At 69.8% G+C, this 17,344-nt stretch carries 22 protein-coding genes and 1 pseudogene; 20 read left to right on the top strand and 3 right to left on the bottom strand.

All coding sequences use genetic code 11. From position 1 onward, the window contains the following. Positions 1-2: 2 nt before the first annotated feature. Entirely contained in the window at positions 3-1,391 is a 1,389-nt protein-coding gene (locus tag QSK45_RS17120) for an NsdA family TPR-like regulatory protein (protein WP_285558273.1), read from the bottom strand. A gap of 189 nt (positions 1,392-1,580) precedes the next feature. Here QSK45_RS17120 and QSK45_RS17115 point away from each other — a divergent pair, with 189 nt between their 5' ends. From QSK45_RS17115 to QSK45_RS17020, 20 genes are all read left to right on the top strand, one after another. Then, positions 1,581-2,072, top strand: a complete 492-nt coding sequence (locus QSK45_RS17115; RefSeq protein ID WP_285557755.1) for a DUF6415 family natural product biosynthesis protein — start codon at positions 1,581-1,583, stop codon at positions 2,070-2,072. Between the two features lie 99 nt (positions 2,073-2,171). Next, the gene (locus QSK45_RS17110; RefSeq protein ID WP_285557753.1) at positions 2,172-3,689 is read left to right on the top strand and encodes a sensor histidine kinase; all 1,518 of its coding nucleotides are present in this window, start codon (positions 2,172-2,174) and stop codon (positions 3,687-3,689) included. Positions 3,690-3,759: 70 nt separating this feature from the next. Further along, on the top strand, positions 3,760-4,275 hold the full coding sequence (locus tag QSK45_RS17105; RefSeq protein WP_285557751.1) for a roadblock/LC7 domain-containing protein: 516 nt from the start codon (positions 3,760-3,762) through the stop codon (positions 4,273-4,275). After that, positions 4,272-4,676 (top strand): DUF742 domain-containing protein, encoded by a 405-nt coding sequence (locus QSK45_RS17100; protein WP_006143017.1) that lies wholly within the window; start codon positions 4,272-4,274, stop codon positions 4,674-4,676. Before QSK45_RS17105 ends, QSK45_RS17100 begins: the two co-directional genes overlap by 4 nt. A 52-nt stretch (positions 4,677-4,728) precedes the next feature. Then, positions 4,729-5,316 carry a GTP-binding protein gene (locus QSK45_RS17095; RefSeq protein ID WP_073948172.1) on the top strand — a complete coding sequence of 196 codons (588 nt, stop codon included), beginning with the start codon at positions 4,729-4,731 and terminating at the stop codon, positions 5,314-5,316. After that, positions 5,316-5,957 (top strand): GAF domain-containing protein, encoded by a 642-nt coding sequence (locus QSK45_RS17090; RefSeq protein ID WP_285557742.1) that lies wholly within the window; start codon positions 5,316-5,318, stop codon positions 5,955-5,957. Before QSK45_RS17095 ends, QSK45_RS17090 begins: the two co-directional genes overlap by 1 nt. Before the next feature lie 87 nt (positions 5,958-6,044). After that, positions 6,045-7,298 carry an acyl-CoA dehydrogenase family protein gene (locus QSK45_RS17085; protein WP_189902702.1) on the top strand — a complete coding sequence of 418 codons (1,254 nt, stop codon included), beginning with the start codon at positions 6,045-6,047 and terminating at the stop codon, positions 7,296-7,298. A 128-nt stretch (positions 7,299-7,426) separates the two neighbouring features. Further along, on the top strand, positions 7,427-7,918 hold the full coding sequence (locus tag QSK45_RS17080; RefSeq protein ID WP_285557741.1) for a LuxR C-terminal-related transcriptional regulator: 492 nt from the start codon (positions 7,427-7,429) through the stop codon (positions 7,916-7,918). Between the two features lie 74 nt (positions 7,919-7,992). After that, a complete protein-coding gene (locus tag QSK45_RS17075; RefSeq protein ID WP_403646614.1) occupies positions 7,993-8,565 on the top strand; it encodes a carbohydrate kinase family protein in 573 nt (190 codons plus the stop codon). Further along, positions 8,562-9,137 carry a DUF6624 domain-containing protein gene (locus QSK45_RS17070; protein ID WP_189902700.1) on the top strand — a complete coding sequence of 192 codons (576 nt, stop codon included), beginning with the start codon at positions 8,562-8,564 and terminating at the stop codon, positions 9,135-9,137. The genes QSK45_RS17075 and QSK45_RS17070 overlap by 4 nt, the downstream gene beginning before the upstream one ends. A gap of 73 nt (positions 9,138-9,210) precedes the next feature. Continuing rightward, a complete protein-coding gene (locus QSK45_RS17065; RefSeq protein ID WP_285557739.1) occupies positions 9,211-9,555 on the top strand; it encodes a DUF6082 family protein in 345 nt (114 codons plus the stop codon). Positions 9,556-9,737: 182 nt separating this feature from the next. After that, positions 9,738-10,148 (top strand): 6-pyruvoyl trahydropterin synthase family protein, encoded by a 411-nt coding sequence (locus QSK45_RS17060; RefSeq protein ID WP_093593327.1) that lies wholly within the window; start codon positions 9,738-9,740, stop codon positions 10,146-10,148. Further along, the gene (locus QSK45_RS17055) at positions 10,145-10,888 is read left to right on the top strand and encodes a 7-carboxy-7-deazaguanine synthase QueE (RefSeq protein ID WP_285557734.1); all 744 of its coding nucleotides are present in this window, start codon (positions 10,145-10,147) and stop codon (positions 10,886-10,888) included. Before QSK45_RS17060 ends, QSK45_RS17055 begins: the two co-directional genes overlap by 4 nt. A gap of 56 nt (positions 10,889-10,944) precedes the next feature. Next, entirely contained in the window at positions 10,945-11,574 is a 630-nt protein-coding gene (gene folE / locus QSK45_RS17050; RefSeq protein ID WP_181802182.1) for a GTP cyclohydrolase I, read from the top strand. Next, a complete protein-coding gene (locus QSK45_RS17045; protein ID WP_189902691.1) occupies positions 11,571-12,398 on the top strand; it encodes a hypothetical protein in 828 nt (275 codons plus the stop codon). Before folE ends, QSK45_RS17045 begins: the two co-directional genes overlap by 4 nt. Next, on the top strand, positions 12,395-13,474 hold the full coding sequence (locus QSK45_RS17040; RefSeq protein WP_285557729.1) for a hypothetical protein: 1,080 nt from the start codon (positions 12,395-12,397) through the stop codon (positions 13,472-13,474). The genes QSK45_RS17045 and QSK45_RS17040 overlap by 4 nt, the downstream gene beginning before the upstream one ends. Next, a complete protein-coding gene (locus tag QSK45_RS17035) occupies positions 13,471-14,163 on the top strand; it encodes a dTMP kinase (RefSeq protein WP_285557727.1) in 693 nt (230 codons plus the stop codon). Before QSK45_RS17040 ends, QSK45_RS17035 begins: the two co-directional genes overlap by 4 nt. 36 nt (positions 14,164-14,199) lie before the next feature. Further along, entirely contained in the window at positions 14,200-15,129 is a 930-nt protein-coding gene (locus QSK45_RS17030; protein ID WP_285557725.1) for a DUF2797 domain-containing protein, read from the top strand. 60 nt (positions 15,130-15,189) lie between these two features. Further along, positions 15,190-16,035 carry a class I SAM-dependent methyltransferase gene (locus tag QSK45_RS17025; protein ID WP_285557722.1) on the top strand — a complete coding sequence of 282 codons (846 nt, stop codon included), beginning with the start codon at positions 15,190-15,192 and terminating at the stop codon, positions 16,033-16,035. Further along, a complete protein-coding gene (locus QSK45_RS17020) occupies positions 16,032-16,577 on the top strand; it encodes an NUDIX domain-containing protein (protein WP_055493688.1) in 546 nt (181 codons plus the stop codon). The genes QSK45_RS17025 and QSK45_RS17020 overlap by 4 nt, the downstream gene beginning before the upstream one ends. A 20-nt stretch (positions 16,578-16,597) precedes the next feature. On the opposite strand, the gene QSK45_RS17015 is transcribed toward QSK45_RS17020, so the two are convergent. After that, positions 16,598-17,128 carry an NUDIX domain-containing protein gene (locus tag QSK45_RS17015; RefSeq protein WP_285557716.1) on the bottom strand — a complete coding sequence of 177 codons (531 nt, stop codon included), beginning with the start codon at positions 17,126-17,128 and terminating at the stop codon, positions 16,598-16,600. A 28-nt stretch (positions 17,129-17,156) separates the two neighbouring features. Further along, positions 17,157-17,344: pseudogene (locus QSK45_RS17010) on the bottom strand (hypothetical protein); the annotation flags it as partial.

Raw genomic sequence — 17,344 nt, 5'->3', positions numbered from 1 at the left:
GGTCAGCCTATGGCGCGCAGCATTTCCCGCGCCCGGCGGTCCAGTTCGGCGACGTGGCGGCCACCACGTTGCCGCACAGGCGAGAGGTCGCTCTGCATGCGGACGATGACGTCGCGGGCGCGGCCGGACTGGACGCCAGCCATGGCGTCAAGTGCTTGTCCCCAGGTACCACATGCCTCATCGAGGCGTCCCTGCTGGACCTGGACAGCACCGAGGTAGCCGAGGGTCACACTGTGGGTACGGGCATACTGCTGCCGCCGGCGGGTGGCGACGCTGCGCTGGAAATGCAACTCCGCGTCGAGAGGATTTCCCAGGTCCCGCAAGGCACACGCGGTCTCGTGGGCGAGGGAGGCTTCCTGGAAGAAGCTGACGCGGTCGGGGGCATCCTCGTTATCGGCACGTGCGAGGTCCCTCTCCGCGCGACTGATGGCCGCGAGAGTGCCGCGGCGGTCGCCGCCGGCGGCCAGGGCGCGGGCATGGACTACCGCGAGCAGGGCCTTCTCCCGCGAGCTGGCCTGGCCGTAGTGGGTGCGGGACATGGAGGCGTCGGCCAGGTCGAGCGCTCTGCGTGGGTGCCCGAGGTCGACTGCTTGATGGGCGAGGGCACGCAGGATGTGGCCGCCCAGCGGTCCGTCTGCGGCTTCGGCCGCAATGCGTGCGGCGAGGGTGAGGTAGCGCTGGGCGGTCCGATGCTCGGAGGCGTCGAAGGCCATCCAGCCGGCGAGGTAGGTCATCTCTGCCACGGCCGAGTACGTATCCCGGCGGTGCTGTTCCGTTCGGAACCTGCTGCCCAGGAGCGGCACCGCTTCGTCGCGAAGATGGCCGGCCAGGGCCGAGCGCCCCGAGGCTCCACCGCGCTGCTGGTCCCTCGCGGAGTAGAAGGTGGTCAGTTTGCGGACATCGTCGATGTCAGCCTGAGTCACCAGCCGGGAGGAGACTGCAGGGCGCGAGGCCGCCGCGGCCGGGGCGGCTGCCCACCATGGAGCGGCAGGCAGGACGAGGCCGGCGGCCGAGTACACGGTGGTAGCCAACAGCTTGCGTCGGTGCATGTCCAGATCGTCGCTTCCCAGCTCGGCCAGCACGGTCAGAGGGTCGACGCTCCAGTCAGAACTACTGTCAGTGGATCCTGTCGGCCCATCTTCCAGTCCGAGGTCAGCGAGGGTGAGGCGTCGGCCGAGCCTGCGGGACAGCGTCTCACGCAGGATATGAGGCGCTCGTCCACTGGGCTTCGTGCCCTGGACCCACATGGCGATGTGGGAGCGGGAAATAGCCTCCAGTTCGCGTACACCGCTCTCCGCGGCAACGCGAGCGACCGCGGCGGCTGCTTGGGGCTGGGACCAGCCCGCTTCGCGCAGGAGCGCGGCAAGGGCGACGTTTCTCTCACGGGCCATGTACTGCCCCTCGGTTCCGAAATGATCTTTGACGCCTTTGACGGCCTTGAGGGCCGCGTAGGCATACCCCCTGACAGGGATTCGCGGTTCGCTCAACGTAGCCGCAGGATCACTCACCTTGCACGTCAGTTGCCTGCGGTGCACAGCGTTCCTCGCTCAAGTTGGCTTGATTCACCTAGGAGTTGCGTCATGCGTCCCTCGCTGGCCCTTCGCCGGGCGTGCCAACTCAGTGATCAGGGAAGGAGAAGCCACGCCCTTGGTGAGCCCATCCTGCGACGGGACCCGGCGGCCTCGGCGACGGAAACGGTGGCGCTCGTGCTGGGCGAGGACTCGCCGTTACCCGATACTGCCGCCGATGTGGAGGACCTCGCACTGCGGCTGCGAGGACACGTCAGCCAGCTCGGAGCTCTGACGCCTTCGCAAGAGCCGGCCCTGCTCCGTGCGCAGCAGCTCTGTTCGGGCGGCCTCCCCGATGGCTACATGCCCAGCAGGGTCCATCTAGTCAGGCTGGCCGAGGCAACCCAAGACCTTATCGCTGCCGTGCAGGCCCACGACGTGGCCCCTGCGAAGTCGGTCCAGAGACGGCGCTGGTGGAAGCCGCCGATCAACGTGCTGCGCGGCGCGGTCTTCGCTCTCGCCCTCGCGTGCCTGGTTCTGGCCGCGTCGGTGCCCCGGACATGACCGCCGCCGAGGCAGTTCTGATCGCGCTGATTCTCGGTCCCATGGCGTGGCTGGCTCTTCGCAGCACGCCTAGCCACCCCCACCCTGACGAGGATTCCCATGCCTGACAGCGCCTTTGCGGCAGGGCCGGCCGCCACCGGCCACCGCCGACGGCGGCCTCAGATCGACGCGTTCACGCTGCACCATGTCCACCGCGCCGTCGCACTGCCCCTAGTGCTCCTTGCCGCACTGCTGGGCGCCGCCTTCATCCTCTGGTCGGTGTCCGCGGTGGGCCCCGGCTGGCTCCTCGCCGGCCTGGTCTGCGGACTGGCGGGAGTCGCCACGCTGGCGGCTCGCGGAGCGCGAACGGCTGCAGGGGCCGTGCAGACGGCTGCGGAGCATGCCCAGGCAGCGGCACTGGCAGCGATCGCAGGAGCCGCGGCGGCCGTCGAAAAGTCGGTGCAGTGGTCGGCAGACGAGCTGTGCCGCGGGGGACGGCCGCCGCTGCCGGACCTGCAGGTGCCACCATCGGCCAGTCCGAACGTCGAGATCAACAAGGCGTTGAGTGCCCTCCAGGTGCAGGCCATCGCGTCGCTGATACGGGTGCACGACGAGTCCCAGTCCGTCGTACTCCTGGAAGTGCTGCGTCGCCTGGCCATGCGCGAGCACGCGCTGGTCGGCAAGGCGCTTGAGGCACTGAGCCAGCTGGAGATGCTGACCGACGACCCGGAGCTGCTCGCCAAGATCTTCGAGATCGATCACCTCGTGACGCGGATGCGTCGTCAGGTCGAGAGCACAGCGGTGCTGGGCGGGCAGTCCCTGCGCAGCGTGCGTCGGCCCGTTCCCGTCAAGAGCGTGCTACGCGGCGCGGTCTCCGAGGTCGTGCAGTATCCGCGGGCGGCGGTAGCGGCCGGGTCCGTGGGCGCGGAGGTGGGTCTTCCCGGCCATGTGGGTCCGGACCTGACGCACCTGCTGGCTGAGCTGATCGAGAACGCCTGTGAGTGTTCCGATCCGGCTACGAAGGTGATGGTGCGTGCGCAGCGGGTGGCGAACGGGCTGGCGGTCGAGGTCGAGGACCGGGCCATCCCCATGCATCCGCAGACGCGGGCGCAAATGAACCACCTGCTCCAGGCCCCCGACGAGGTCGACGTCAGCGGCCAGGTGCGAGCGGGGCAGCTCGGCTTGCTGGTCGCCGCGAAGATCGCCCAGTCGCACGGGCTGTCCGTTCTCCTGCAGGAGAACGTGACGGGAGGCACCACCGCCCTGGTGGTCATCCCGGCACGGCTCCTAGTAGCGATTCCCTCCGTCGACGATGCGAGCGCGCTGCCCCAGGACGCCCGCCCCTTGGCGCCGCAACCGCAGCAGGTTGCCGCGACTCCAGCCACCCCGAGGCCGGGGCAGGTCCCACGCCCCGGTACCGCAGGGGCGCCGGAAGCCGCACAGGCAGGTCACTCTGCTGATGCGCCCGCCCTTCCCATGCGTAGACGCCAGGCCGGCACGTTCCATCCGCCACACGAGCGGGAGCAAGCCCCCGTGACCGCGGCGACGCCAGGGCTCGCTGCCGCCTTCCGCACCGGCATCCAGGCCGGCGGGCAAGCCGGTTCTCCCACCGCTTCGGCAGAGCACCCCAGTCCCTGAACCTCGTCCCTCCACGTTCCCGGTGGCCGTTACATCCGCTGGCCCTTCCCCCCCTTCTGGAGCGATCCCTATGAGCACCCACCCCGCGATGAACAACGTGACCGGCGACGCACCCGCAACCGAGACAACGGCAAGCGGAAAGCGGGACAACATGGCGTGGCTGCTGCGGCAGTTCGCCTCCGACACGACGGGCGTCACGCACGCCGTCCTGCTCTCGCGGGACGGACTACGGCTGCTGGACAGCGACGTCGACAAGGACTGGGCGGACGAACTGTCGGCCGCCATCAGCGGAGTGGCCTCACTCGCGGCGAACATCACCGGTCCCACCCACAAGAAGAGGCCGGCGAGGCAGGTCGTCATCGAGCGAGACGACTGTCTGATCTTCGTCCAGAGCTCCGGTCGCAGCGCGGCCTTCGAGGGCCATCCCGGCAACGAACGGGGCGTGGTGGACACGGTCCTCGCGGTGATCGCGACCATGGACGCCGATGCCGGCACCGTCGGGTTCGAGATGGGGCGCCTGGTGCAGAAGTTCGCCCCCTACATGCAGATCCCCGTCCGCGTCGGCACGGGTGATGAGGTCCGGTGACCGCACACGGCAGCGCGGCCGAGGATTCGACGTTCGTGCGGACTTACACCCTGACGCGCGGTCGCACCCGGCCACGGCATCTGCTCGGCCTGGACACGGTGCTGGATGCCGGACCCGGGCGGCCCGGCCCGGGCCAGGCCGAGGAATGCGCAGAGATCCTCGCCCTGTGCCGGGAGCACCGGCGTTCGGTGACCGAGCTGGCGGGCCGACTCGGCCGTCCCGTAACCGCCGTCAAGATCCTCATCTCCGACCTCCTGGACGCCGACGCCCTGGTCGTCCCTGTCACCGCCTATGCCGCGTCCGACGCGCATGCACGTCCCTCTGCACAACTGCTGGCGGCCCTGTCTGCCGGCCTGAAGAGGAAGTGGCCCGATGCCATCGCCTACCCCCAGGCCGGGTGACCCGGCCGTGGTGCTGCGGCCGTCGTCGCGCCCGCGTACCGGTGCACCGACCGTGCTGAAGGTCGTGATCGCTGGCGGTTTCGGCGCGGGCAAGACCACCGCCGTGGGTGCCGTCAGTGAGATCACGCCGCTGAGCACGGAGGAGTACCTGACCGAGGCGAGCGCGGACGTGGACAGCCTGGCGGGCGTCGAGGCCAAGCAGACCACCACGGTCGCCTTCGACTTCGGTCGCCTCAACCTGCCCGACGCGCCCGTGCCCCTGGAATTGTTCCTGTTCGGCACGCCCGGCCAGGACCGGTTCGTCGACCTCTGGTACGACCTCTGTCGCGGAGCCGTCGGCGCGGTCGTCCTGGTCGACACCCGCCGCCTGGAAAGCAGCTTCACCCCCGTCGGTTTCTTCGAGGACATCGGCCTGCCCTTCGTCGTCGCGGTGAACCAGTTCGACGGAGCACATCGTTACCACCCCGATGAGGTCCGCACCGCCCTCGAACTGCCCGCCTCTGTGCCGGTGGTCACCTGCGACGCCCGCGATCCGAACCACGTCGCTGGCGTCCTGCTGACCCTCGTTGGCCACGCCTTGAAGAGCGCATCGGCAAGCCCCGCTCGCCCCGCATCCACTACCACCTTTCAGGACGCCTGATGTCGTATCAGCCCAACGACCCCTACCGCGCGCGGCAGACCGCCCCCCTCACGCAGTCGCTGCCGCGACGTACCATGCGGGACGTCACCCATGGGCCATCCCTCCCCGCCGGCGCCGCCGTCCCCGTCCCGCAGGCCCAGCAGGCGACCGAGCTGGCGCAGCGGTACGAGCTGCTGGATCGCCTAGGCGTGCCCACCGCTGCCAGCGAGGACTTCGACGAACTGGCCCGCGACATGGCCACACAAGCCGGGTTCCTGTACGGCTTCGTCAACCTCTTCCTGGAGGAGCAGACCTTCGTCGGGCTGCACCAGCCGCCCGCGGACAGCGGATACGTCATCGTCGGCCGCACCATGAGCCGCGACCACGGCTGGTGCCCGGAGGTCATGGCCCGCAAGAAGGCCCTTCCGCTGCACGACGTGCACGCCAGCCCGCGCTTCAGCGGCAACCCCGTGGTCGACGCGGTCGGGATCCGCTCCTACTTCGGTGCCCCGCTCATCCACGACAGCGGCACCGTGCTGGGCACGGTGTGCGTCATCGACCCCGAGAAGCGGCCCCTGAGCGAGGCCCGACGGCTGAGAGACATCGTCATCAACGCCGGCGTCCGGGTGATGGACCACATCGCCCGCGCGCCCGTCCGCTAGTCCGTTGCACGACCCCCCACCCGGGAGCCGCAGGCGATCCCCGGCCGCTCCACCGTGCGACCTTCATCCAGGGAGAGGGAGAGGACCATGCCCGCCACACCCACCACGCCGCCGCCGGCGCTGCGCCCCTATCTCAACGCCCGCCACGAACTGCTGTGGGACGAGGCGGACGCCTTCGCGGCCGAGCACATCGCGCCGCGCGCCGCACGCATGGAGGCCGCCCCCGGCAGGGTGGAGCGCAAGGTCGCCGACCTGATGGCCGCACGACGCTGGTTCGCCGTCAGCGTCCCGTCCTCCTTCGGCGGGCTGGACGCCGGACACGTGGCCAAGACAATCCTCGTCCACCGCATTGCCCGCGTCTCGGCGGCTGCGGCGGCCATCCTCCAGGCCACGCTGATCCCCGTCGGCGCCCTGCTGCACTTCGCCACCTACGAGCAGAAGGGCCGCTGGCTGCCCCGCGTAGCGGACGGTTCACTGCTCTTGTCGATCGCCGTGACCGAACCGCGAGCCGGCGGACACATCGGCGGCATCGAGACCATCGCCGAGCACGTCGGCAACGAATGGGTGATCACCGGCAGCAAGATCCACATCGGGAATAGCCACCTCGCGGGAGCCCACCTCGTGGTCGCCCGGACCGCCAAGGCAGGCGTGAGCACCTCCCAGGCGCTGACCGCGTTCATGGTCGAATCCAAGCGCCGAGGGCTCTCAGTCGCCGACCACCGTCCCGGCCTCGGCCTGCACGGCTTCTCCGCCGGCCGCCTCGACCTCGATCATGTCCGCGTCCCCGAGGAAAACGTGGTCGGAGAGATCGGCCAGGGGCTGGGCGTAGCGCAGAGCAGCAGCATCCTGTACGGCCGTCCCAACCTGGCCGCAGTCAGCCTGGGAATACACGAGGCAGTCGTGGCCACCTCGACCGCTTACCTCAAGACGCGCTCCCGCTACCGGGGCGCCCTCTCCGATCTGCCGGTTCTGCGGGACCGCATCGGTGACATGGAGGCCCGCCTGCGCGCCGGGCGAATCCTGGCCTATCAGTCCGTGCACCTCCTCGACCAGGGCCTGCCCTGCGACGCCGACCTGATCAACGCCAAGTACCTCGGCCACCAGTGGGCGATGCAGTCAACCCAGGACGCCATGGAGCTGCACGGCGCCCATGCCCTCAACGGCGACTACATCCTCCAGCGCCTGTGGCGCGACATCCAGTTCACCTACCCACCGGCCGGAACCGGCGAAGTCCAGCGCATACGCCTCGCCGACGCCGCCTTCGACGAGGCCCACATCCAGTGGTCAGAACGTCTCGCCGCCGAAGCGGCGTGGGCCCGCCCCGACCCGACAGCCGCATGAGCCCCCGTGTGCGGCGCCCCGTGAATCCAGACCGCCGCGCACGGGCCCGTGTCGCCGGCCCCCGTCCCCCGCGGGGTCCGGCGACACCCCACCCGATATCCCTCAACCCAGCCGCGAAAGAGACACCCGTGACCCTGCGCATGATGACCAGCGCACCGATCACCCCCCTGACCCCGACCCAGCAGCGCGTCGCCCAGCACCTCGTGGACGGCCTCGGCCCTCAAGAGATCGCCGCGAGGACCGGGCTGTCGGCCGTGACCGTCCGCCAGTACGTACGCGACATCCGGGAGAGCCTCCACTGCCCGCCCCGCTGCAAGCCCCCGGTGATCGTGCACTTCCTGTGCAACGCCCGGCAGGTCGCTCCGCCCACAACGGACAGGCCAATGCCGGAACTCAGTCCAGAGCAGCAACTGTTGCTGCGGGCGGTCGCTGAGCACAGCAATCCCAGCGACATTGCTGCCATAGCCAAGATCGCGCCCGCCGACGTGCGAGCCGCACATGACGAACTGCTCGACAAGACCGGGGCGGCCAACACCACCCAACTTGTCGCCTGGGCCCACGCGTGGGGCCTGCTGGGCGCCAGGGGGGCCACCACGATGGAGAGCGGAGCGAGCCAGTGAATGCCTCACCCGCTTCTGCGGCCATCGAGTCCTCCCCCGCGCCTCGAAGCCAGTGCGCGAAAGGGTTACCGGCCGTGTACGAGATGCGGTCGTTGCGCACCGACGCCGAACGGGACGAGGCCGCGGCCCTCGTCCAGGACCGTCAGCGCTGGCTCGCCATACGCGGGGTGCCTACACCCGCCCGGTCCGATATCCCGGCCCTGTTCCGCGCCCCGCAGGTGAAACCGGCTGGACTGTTCGAGGACGGGCTGCTGCTGGCCTGCATGATCCCGCAACGCGGGCCCGACCTCGGATGGGGCGAAGGCCCGTGCCTCTTCCTGGACTGCGTTCACACCCTGCCCGGTCACTCCGATGACACCGTCCGGCTGATCACTCTGTGGGCCTCCGACTTCGCCGCCCGGCTCGAGGTACCGCTTGTGCGGGCCGAGGCCATGGCCCGCCATCCTCTCGACGTTGATCCGATCGCCACATTCCTTCGTCGGCTCACCGACATGGGCTGGGACGTCCGTGGATCGGGCACCGGACAGCACCATGAGCGAGTCGCGCGCCTCGAACTCACCGCTGAGCTTCGGCCTGGGCTGAGCGCGCTCATCGGCTGCCAGGTCCACGAGCCGCAGTCCGCCGCCGACCAGCGGAGTATCGCGTGAGGACCGCGGAACCGCTGCGGCCGGACCTCGCCCGCGAACTCATCGCCCGCGCCGCACAGTCGGCAGCACGCCGGGCCAGACGCGTACGCAACCAGCTCGACGCCGTCCACCTCGGCCAGGACCGTCACGCTGAGCACGCCGACACCAAAGTGCTGCGCCGCATCCTGGCCGAACATGACTGGCCCGGCCACCGTCTCGTGGGCCCCGACGCAGCACGTGCCGCCTGGAGCATCGCTCTTCACGCCGACGACGAACCCGACTTCCAGCGGGCGGCCACCACCCTTTTGAAACGTGCGGTCCAGGTCGGCGATGCGCGCATCCAGCACTGGGCCCACCTTCACGACCGCGCCCTGGTCAACAGCGGGCGCCCCCAAGAGTTCGGGACGCAACTCGTCCTCAGCGCAGCAGGGGTGGAGCTGTGCCCACTGCGTGCGCCGCAGTTGCTGGACCAGCGAAGGGCCGCCGTCGGACTGCCGCCGATCGCCGTCGCTTTGGACACTGTGCGCCGCCGGTACGCCCTGGATCGCATTGTCGGCGGCTCACCGGCCGTCGTGCTAGCGGGGGTCGCATGACGCAGCGAGCCCCGCAGGCTTCCACAGACCCGCCCTCGCCCCGGATCACTTTGCGTGAAAGGACCGTTAAAGCATGAAGCTCACCACCGCCGTCCTCGCTGCCGGCGCCGCGGTTTCCCTCGCCACCGTCGTGGTCGGAGCCGCCCGGCTGAGGCAGGACGCGCGGCACCAGGCCGAACGAAATGAGGCGACCGTCGCGCGCAACCAACTCGACTGGCTGACGCAGATGTCCGCCAACCCTGACCTCGCCAAGCTCTGGACGCCCGAGGACCTGGACGTCGAGGAGTACATGCAGCTGCTGAAGGCCAACCAGCTCATCTGCATGCTCAGCCTGCGCGACCGCCTCGGCTTCGTCCGGGAGGGGCGTCTGCCGTTCTACGCCTCGAAGCTGATGGAGAGGGACGTCTGCCGGCGGTAATGGGCCCGTTTCGGGGGCCTCCGCGCTCAGGAGGCCGAGGGCGACGAGCGCGCCGAGCACTTCACCAAGGTGCTGGACAAGGCCGCGAAGAACCACCTGGGGGCACAGACCGTAGCCGCCTGAAGAGGCGGCTGCCCCACCCCGCCCGAATCAGCCACACCCTCACCTCTCGGAGAAATCGAATGGGCTTCACTGCTGTTCCACTACCGCCCGGCAACTTCACCATCGGTAAGAAGTTCGCCTTCGAGGCTGGCCATCGGCTTCCCCGGCTGCCGCATGAGCACAAGTGCTCCCGCCAGCACGGGCACAGCTACGAGGTTGAGGTCATCCTCACTGCATCCGCGCTGGAGGATCCCGGCTTTGTCACGGACTTCGGTGCGCTCGCCCCGTTCAAGTCGTTCCTGGACACCGAGCTCGACCACCACAACCTGCACGAGATCCTGCCCTTCGAGCCCACCTCGGAGCGCCTGGCGCAGTTCCTGGCTGGCTGGTTCGTTCAAAACCTCCAGTCGGAGATCCCCGGCCGCCTTGTCGCCGTCCTAGTCCGCGAGACCGCAAGCAGCTGGGCCCGCTTCGATGTGGTGGGCCAATGACAACAACCAAGCCGCTCAACCTCGAACCGGAAGCTGCCGAAGGCGAATCCCTGATCGTCGCGGAGTGCTTCGGTACCGAGGTGCCGACGTTTCAGGGCGAGGGCCCAAGCTGCGGACACCCGGCCCTGTTCATCCGCCTGTCCCGGTGCAACCTCACTTGCACGAGATGCGACACGAAGTACACCTGGGACTGGTCTCGTTTCGACCCGCACGAGGAGTCGACGAGGCAATCCGTCGCGGGCCTGGTGGCCTGGGCCACGTCTTCACCGGTCGAGCTGGTCGTGATCACCGGCGGCGAGCCGTTGATCCAGCAGGCGCGACTGGTGCCTCTCGTCCGGGGACTGATAGCAGCCGGCAAGCGGATCGAGTTCGAGACGAACGGCACCATCGCGCCCACTCCCGAGCTGGTGGCCGACGGGGTCCGGTTCAACGTCTCGCCCAAGCTTGCCAGCTTCGGCGTGAAGGAGACCAAGAGCATCGTGCCAGCCGCGCTGGAGGCGTTTGTGGCCTCCGGGCGGGCGGCGTTCAAGTTCGTCGCTTCCACGGTGGACGACCTCGACCGGATCGCCGAGCTGGCCGACGCCCACCGGCTCGCGCCGGTGTGGGTGATGCCGGAGGGCACCACCCCCGAGGTGATCACCGCGACTACCCGGGTCCTCGCGGACGGGGTCGCGGCCCGGCACTGGCACTTCACCACCCGCCTTCACGTGTTGGCCTTCGCGGACGCCAGAGGCCGCTGACCGCACGCGACTCCACGCCCCATCCGTTCCCCAGTCCCCGGAAACGAGAGACGCCCATGACGACCTCTATCGCCAGCCCTGCGGCGGCGCCGACGGCTGCCGTCGCCGGGCCCACTGCGGTCATCGACACCGGCCGGGTCGCCGGCCTGATCCACCAGCTCTTGGTCGAGCTGGGCGAGAACCCCGCCCGCGAGGGGCTGACCGGCACCCCGGACCGCGTCGCGGCCTGGTGGAGAGCCTTCCTGTCCCCGGACGGCGCCGAAACGGCCACCTGCTTCACCGAGTCCCAGCTGGGTGGTCAGCTGGTCATCGTGGGCGGCATGAGCGTGTGGTCGCTCTGCGAGCACCACATGCTGCCCATGAACTTGCAGGTCACGGCTGGATACGTGCCGGATGGCGAGGTGGTGGGCCTGTCGAAGTTCGGGCGGATCGCCCAGCACTTCGCCGGCCGACTGCAGGTCCAGGAACGCTTCACCCGCCAGGTCGCCGAATACCTCAACGGCGTGATCGGACACGAGAACATCGCCGTCGCCGTGCGCGGCGTGCACCTGTGCATGAGCATGCGGGGCGTACGGATGGAGGAGGCTCGCACCACCACGGTGCACTCGGGCGGGCGCTTCGGCACCGACCCTGTCCTTTCCCAGCAGTTCCTCACCCTCACCACCGGCCTGTGGGGGGCGTCGTGATCACCACCGCGGGCATCGACTTCTCCGTCATCGCTCCGCCTGCCTACCTGAAGAACTTCGTCGCCCAGGAGCCGGCCCGCGTCCACCACGTGGCCGCCCAGCACGTGCTGTCCGACGAGAGCTACCGGGCCTTCTTCGCTCACGAGGCCGAGCGCGGCGCCGAGATCATCATCGACAACGGGCTCTTCGACCTCGGCTACGCCCTGCCGGCGGAAAGCCTCGTCGAAGCCGCGCTGGCGGTGTCCGCGAGGGAGATCATCCTGCCGGACGTCATGCGGGACGGGACCGCGACCTTGAAGGCGAGCGAGAAGGCCGCGCGAGAGATCCGGAAGCTGTCCGGCGACGCATTCCGGCTGTGCGCGGTCCTGCACGCCGCGGACGACGACGAGTGGCTGCGCACCTACGACGCCTTCGTGACCAGCGGCTGGGCCGGGGCCATCGCCCTGCCGGCCTCGCGTCGACCGGATCCCGACGAGCAACTGTGCCGCACCCGCTGGTTGGCGACCGCCTACCTGCAGGATCGCGGCCTGGTCGACGATCTGCTCATCTACCGGCTGCTCGGTCTGGGCCGGACCGGGCACCTGGAGCTGATCGAGCAGCGCGAGCACGAGTGGATCTCCTCCGTGGACGGCGCAGCCCCGGTCATCCTCGGCGCGATGGGTGTCGCCCTGCTGCCCGAAGGGCCGTACGAGAAGCCCTCCACGCCCCGCATCGAGAAGCTCGGCCCGATCCCCGAAGACCGGTTCGACCTCATCCGGAAGAACATCTCCGTCGTTCGCGCGGCGGCCGGCAGCACCGTGACGATCGCCGAGGAGCACCGATGACGCCCTTACTCGCCGACCCGACCCCCGGACTCCTGCGCGCCGCCCCGATCGAGCCGGCCGGGCACACTATGACCCACGCGAGGCTGCTGCGCTACCTGGAGATCAAGGTCCACCACCTCATCCAGGACCAGGACTGGGACAGCATCCGCGTCATCGGCGGCTACGACCGCACGACGGTGATCTCCCGGTACGAGAAGACCGGGAAGCTGTTCAACATCGAACGGCCCACCGCAGAGATCCACGGCCGTGACCTCATCGTCAAGGCGTTCCCCGGAGCCGACTACGTCCAGCACTACGCCCTGATCATCGCCACGTACCTGGCCATGACCGGCCGTCCCGCCGATACCGTCACCTATCAGCCGCCCGAGCAGGAGGAGTGCCGAACGGCGCTCGATGCGCTCGACCTGGAACTGGACGGCGACCTGGTGATCGTCGGCTGGGGCCTTCAGTACCTCGCTCCCGAGAACGGAGTGTGGACCCGCGGACCCGGCTACGCCTGGCAGCGCCTCGACGTCGCCGGCCGTCGCGTGGTCTACCTCGGGTTCCTCCACAGCATCTGGGGAGACGTGGCCGGACGGGTCGTCACGCGCCTTGCCGAACTCGGCGCAGGCGACGTCGTCTACGTCGGCAAGGTCGGCTCGCTGACCCCCGACGTCGAACCGAACGCCTGGCTGGCGACCGGCAACACCAGCCTGGTACGCGGGGCGATGGTGAGCTGGGACGACTTCTTCGGCGACTACGCCGCCGCCCACGATGGGGTGCGCAGCGGCCTGCACGTGTCCTCCCCGTCGATCCTGCTGGAGAACCGCGACTGGCTGGCCCAGCACACCGCCTCGTACGCCTTCGTCGACCCGGAGATCGGCCCCATGGGGGCGGCGGCGCGCCAGGCGGGGATCAGATTCGGTTACCTCCACGTCATTTCCAACAACCTCGCCACGCACTATCCCGCCGACCTGTCCAATGAGCGTCACAGCGACGTCCTGCGCCAGCGCGCCGTCCTGGTGGACCGCATCCGCACCATCATCACCGGCCGCCTGACCGCCAGCCCGACCCACCCCTTGGGAGAATCCCGATGACGGCGAACGCGCCGACCACCACCGCAGCCGGGAAGCTGATCACCTTCTTCGGTGGTGACGGGGCCGGCAAGTCCACCCTCGCCGCCCGCCTGCACCAGGCCCTCAACGACGCCGGCCACACGGCAGTCCTCATCGGCAAGCACAGCACCGACGTCCGCCGGGACCCGGAGCTGTCCGCCTACCTCGACCGCCTCAACGAGCTGGTCTACCGGCGCGACGCCGGCGTCGCCCAGGCATGCGGCGACCACTACTGGCTGCTTGCCCTGGCCTCCTGGTACACCCTGCAGGACCGGCTCGTCATCCAGCCGGCCCTCGCCGCGGGAACCCACGTGATCCTCGACAACGCGCACCACAAGATCCTCGCTCGGTACGCGGTCAACCCCGAGGTCTCCCCCCGCCTGTGCGAGCAGGTCTTCGCGCATCTCACAAAGCCGGACCTGGTGTTCTTCCTGAACATCGGTGCCCGCGAGGCTCTCGTCCGCAAAGGCTCGTTCACTTCCCTGGAGGCCGGCCACGCCGGCGGCGGTGACGAGGACTTCATCCGCTACCAGGACACCGTCCTGGACCAGATGCGCGAACAGGCGGAGCGCGGCGCCTGGCTGACGCTGGACGTCGCCCAGTTGGACCGCGACCAGGTCTTCAAGGCCGCCGCCGCTGCCCTGACCGACCGTCTGCGCCTGACCGTCTAAACCGGCCCTCCCTCCCCGATCGACAAGGAACGCACCATGGACCAGGCCCTGCCCGCCAGCGGGACATACGTCTGTCACGGCATCACCTGGGCGAGCGCAGACCCCCTTCTTCTGCTCGCCCCCGTGACCGGCGGACCACTCGTCTATGCCCCGGTCATGGGCAGGCGCCTGAGTTACCAGGTGAGCGGTACCGGCCGGTGGTGCACCGGCCGGTACCGGTTCGCCGACCGCGTCCGCGTCGAGGCGGTCGCCTGCCCTGACCGGGCCCCGGCCGAGGCCGGCGGACAGTGCCCGGCCTGCGCCGGGCGGGACGACTTCCGCTTCGCCCACCGGTTCCACTCCGGCGGGCATGTTCCCGACGCCCTGGCGGCGTACATGGCCCAGCCGCACTGGCTGTACCTGGCGACGTTCGCCGACGGCACCACCAAGATCGGCACCGCGGCCGAACCCCGTAAGCGCTCCCGCCTCGACGAACAGGGTGCCCTGATCGCTACCTACCTCGCCCGGAGTGCTGACGGCCGCGCCGTGCGGTTCGTGGAGGATGCCCTCACCCGCCACCTCGGCCTGACGCAGACCGTGCGAGCCGCGGCCAAGCTGACGGCCCTGGCCGAGCTGCGCGACCTCGCCCCGGCCGGTGCCGCCCACCATCAGCACCTCGACCGCGCCACCGCGGCCCTGAGCGGCCTGAACGTCCCGGCCACACCGGAGCCGTGGACGCCGCCCGGCGAAGGCGACCTGCTGCGGACGCCGAAGACCGGGCGCGCCTTGTACCCGCACGACCCACGCTCCGGTGAGCACGGGCTGACGGTGCTCTCCTGCCTCGGCTCCCAGGTCCTCGCCACCCTCGACGGCGACGGTGAACAACTGCCCTACCTGCTCGACCTCGGCACCCTCAAGGGCCGACGCATCGTCCTCGGCGCACAGTTCTCCTCACCACCCGCCGCCGTACAGTCCGCGCTCTTTTGACCCTGCCCGAACGCCCGGCCTGCACTGCCGGGCCGCTCTGAGAAGCGAGGCCACAGCAACATGGCACCCCAGGACGCCATCCTCGGCTGGGACGAGGACAGCAACGCCGAGGCGTACGACGCCTTCACCCGCGCCCACCCCATGTACGACGCGACCAGCCGCGACCTTGCCCGCCGAGGCCATCTGGCCAACGCCAGCCTGGTGGTCGACCTGTGCGGCGGCGCCGGCGCGACCGCCCGCGCGATCCTCGACCTGATCCCGGCCCGCGCTCGGGTCGTCTCTGTCGACAACGCCGCCGCGATGCAGCGTGTCGGTCGCCGCACCCTGACCGACGCCCGCCTGACCTGGATCACCTCCCCGGCCGAACGGCTCGCCGACCACCTGCACGCCAGCAGCGCCGACGCCGTGGTGTGCAACTCCGCGATCTGGAAGACCGACACCGCCGCAGTGTTCGCAGCCGTCGCCCACATCCTGCGCCCAGGCGGGCACTTCGTCTTCAACATCGGCGGCGGCTTCGCCGGCGTCCGCCACCCCGACGAACTGTCAACCCGCACCGGGCCTTCCCTGAACGCCCTCATCCGCCAAGTCGCCGCTGAGGCCCACGGATACACCCCACCGCCGCGCGACGCGGACAGGCCGCCGAAGCTGCCGCTGAAAACAGTCACCGAGCAGCTGACCGCAGCCGGACTGACGGTCGTCGGCACAGAGCTCACCGCCCAGCACAGCACCATGGCCGAGAAGAAGGCGTGGCTGTCCATCCCCGTCTTCGCGCGGCCCGAAGGCGACTTCACCCACGCCCAGCGGATGCAGATCCTCGACACCGCCTACGCCATGACCACCCCCGATGCCCCGGCCGTGACGAGCTGGCTCGTCGTCGTCGCCCAACGGCCGAAGGCCGCCGCATGACTCCGGCCGCCCCGGCTCCCGGCGGCGGGGCCCGCCTCTGTGACCACGCAAGCGTCGGGGTACTGATCTCCTCCCCGAGCGGCCTGCTGGTGTTCGAGAGGGCGATTCCTCCGGCCGGAATCGCCCCGGTCGCCGGCCACGTCGACGAGCATGGCGGCCCCGAGCAGGCCGCGCGCGACGAAGTCACCGAAGAGGTCGGTCTCACCGTCACCCACCTGCACCTGCTGCTGGACCAGTGGCGGCCCAACCACTGCCACCGCGCGCCCAGCGGTCCGGTCGGCCACCACTGGTGGATCTTCCAGGCCGAGGTTTCCGGGTCGCTGTGCCCATCGCCCCGGGAGGTCCGCGCCCCTCGGTGGATCCACCCGGCCCAGCTGCAGCAGCACGCGCTGCGGACCACCGCGCACGCCAACGGGTACCTGGACCGCGAGGAGTTCGAGCGCGAACCCGGCCTGGAGCCGGTGTGGTGCCGCTTCCTGCACGACCTTGAGCTCGTCAGCCTGCCCTCGGCGGACCTCGACCGGATCGAGGCCCTCCTGTGAACGTCAGCCAAGGGCCTACCTCAGCGGGAGCCGACCGCCCGGCCGGCTGCCAGACGGCGAGCGTGCGCACGGATCCGCTCGCGGTCCTCGGGGAAGACGCTGTCCCAGCTTGTATCCAGACGGAACCATGCCGCCGGCTGGTTCTGCTCCCCGGCGAGCGGCACGTCGCGTCCCACGATCGCGGCGTAGGACAGGCCCAGCGTCGGAGACCAGTCGGCCCGGTAGGAACGCACCGCCACGGCCGCGGGCTCGGGCAGCAACTCGGTGCGCAGGCCGGTCTCCTCCAGCAGCTCTCGTGCCGCCGCCGCACGCGGCGCCTCGCCCGGCTCCACCTTGCCACCGGGCGGCACCCATCCGCGCACGCGGTGCTTGACCAGCAGGACGTGCTCGAAAGCAGGGTCGGTGACCCACACCTCGGCCGCCAGCGGCTCCATGGGATGTCGGCGGGCTTCCTCCAGCCAGGCCCGTGCACCGTCGAACTCCCACGCGGCGAGGCGGGCATCCGCAACAGCCTCGCCCAAGATCACCTGACCGACTTCACCATGACTCACCCGCCCCACCCTAAGACTTGTCCCGTAATCACTGCGTCGTGTCAGTGCCTCTGACGTGAACAACGCGGTCGGGTTGACCCAGGCCGAAGGTGTTGCCCCAGCCGTCACCACGGTCGAATCCCGCGGCGGTCAGGCGCTTAATCCGCCCGGGCGGGGCGAGGGAGGCTTCGTAGCCTTGGCTGAGGCCGGTGCCGGTGTCGGCATATGAGTACCTCG

The sequence above is a fragment of the Streptomyces hygroscopicus subsp. hygroscopicus genome (genome assembly GCF_030269125.1).
GTDB classification, from domain to species: Bacteria; Actinomycetota; Actinomycetes; order Streptomycetales; family Streptomycetaceae; genus Streptomyces; species Streptomyces hygroscopicus_C.
Note: the sequence above shows the minus strand (reverse complement) of the source record. Positions and strands in the feature narration are given on the sequence as shown.